Source organism: Streptomyces sp. STAM6, assembly GCF_054963715.1.
This window is the reverse complement of sequence record NZ_JBUEFZ010000085.1, coordinates 1-1,447: the sequence shown is the minus strand read 5'-3', so window position 1 is coordinate 1,447 and position 1,447 is coordinate 1. Positions and strand designations below refer to the sequence as shown.

Annotated in this window: 3 protein-coding genes; 2 read left to right on the top strand and 1 reads right to left on the bottom strand. The window is 67.6% G+C overall.

Annotation, left to right across the window (positions count from 1 at the left end; translation table 11 throughout):
• Window positions 1–531, bottom strand: a 531-nt coding sequence (locus ACY34K_RS33830) for a helix-turn-helix domain-containing protein (RefSeq protein WP_462754101.1), incomplete at its 3' end; no start/stop codon positions are given.
• Window positions 532–649: 118 nt separating this feature from the next.
• Between ACY34K_RS33830 and ACY34K_RS33825 the strand changes: the two genes are divergently transcribed.
• Window positions 650–856 (top strand): helix-turn-helix transcriptional regulator, encoded by a 207-nt coding sequence (locus tag ACY34K_RS33825; RefSeq protein ID WP_462754099.1) that lies wholly within the window; start codon window positions 650–652, stop codon window positions 854–856.
• A gap of 95 nt (window positions 857–951) precedes the next feature.
• Window positions 952–1,332, top strand: a complete 381-nt coding sequence (locus ACY34K_RS33820) for a hypothetical protein (protein ID WP_462754098.1) — start codon at window positions 952–954, stop codon at window positions 1,330–1,332.
• The last annotated feature ends 115 nt before the right edge of the window (window positions 1,333–1,447 follow it).

The following is a 1,447-nucleotide window of genomic DNA, read 5'->3' as shown; positions in this document are numbered from 1 at the left end:
GTCGGGCAGGCGGCCGTGTGCCTGGCGGAACGCTTCACGGAACGCGTCGACCCGGGCGGATCCCTCCGTGGTCATGCGTGCTTGGACTGGCCCCTGCACCCTCGTACGCAGCCACTGGGGTACACCGAACAGCTGGTGCTCCATCTGCTGAGTCGGCTCCTTGCCTTCCTGGTACCGCAGGGGACGGGACCCGTTGCCCCACGCCCAGGCGTCCTCCGCTGGGACGTGCCCCGCGCCGGTGATCTCGACTTGGTCGTCCGGCCGTTCTGTCATCGGCAGGAACAGTGCTGATGGCGATACGCCGAAGATGGCGGCAAGGGCCGCAAGGTCTCCCACGTCTACTCGCCTCTCCGCGCGCTCCACCTTGGCGATGGCGGACGGGGAAATGGGGCGCCCCGCCTCCTTTAGGAGTCGAGACAGGTCGTACGTGGACCATCCGCGGGATTCCCGGATCCGCCGTACGTTCCGTGCGACGTGACGACCGGTCGGGTCGGTGATCTGCGTTCGGGGGCGGGCCGGCTGCTCAGTCATGCCCGCGAGTGTATGACTCAGCGGAATCTTCAACCGCCTCGAACCGTCTGCTACTGTCACTGTCATGCGTCCAGTATCGACGCAAGCGAGTCGGAAAACAACTCATTCGGAGTGTGAAGTGACCGACGAACTCATGACGCCGAAGCAGGTGCAGGTCGCCTACGGCTTCAGCCCGCAGACGCTCGCGAACTGGCGGTGGAACGGTGTCGGACCCGAATACATCAAGACCAGCCCCGGGAAGGGCGGACGCATCCGGTACAAGCGGAGCGCCATCGAGCAGTGGCTGGACGAGCGCACCGTGCCGGCCGGGGGTGCAGCGGCTTGAACGGAAAAGAAGAAGCGCCCGTGTTCGCAGCACGGACGCCTCAAGAGAACTGTGTGGTGGACACTCAGTCGGCTTCCACTGTGCCACAGACCGGCATGGAGCGCATCGAGTGGGGCGACATTGTCCAGCTGTGGGCTGAGTCTAAGAGCGCGTACTTCGCTGACGACTTCCCGCCGTACGCCAGCCCTGAGTGGATCGCCCTGCACCCTGACGACCCCAAGAGGTTCGCCGCAGTGCTGGACGCCGCCGAGAAGTGGCGCAAGTACGGCGACGAGGAAGCGCTTCTCCAGTGGTTCCGGGACGCCGACCAGGCACGCACGCCGCTCTGGCTGCGCAGCACCCGGGCCGCCCTGGACCAGGCCGCCAGGCCGAAGCCCCCGCACAAGCTGCAGGCCACTCCCGGGTGGCCCCCGATCGCCATCCCGGGCAAGCCCGGCCGCTATCTGACTTACCAGGCCCGCACGGAGGCGGCGTGACCGACGAACAGTGCGCCGACCCCGGCGCCGAGGAGGCGGAGCCGTCCCCGACCGGACGCCCCTGGCCCCTCCTGGGAGAGAAGGCGATGCACGGCCTGGCTGGCCGGATCGTCGC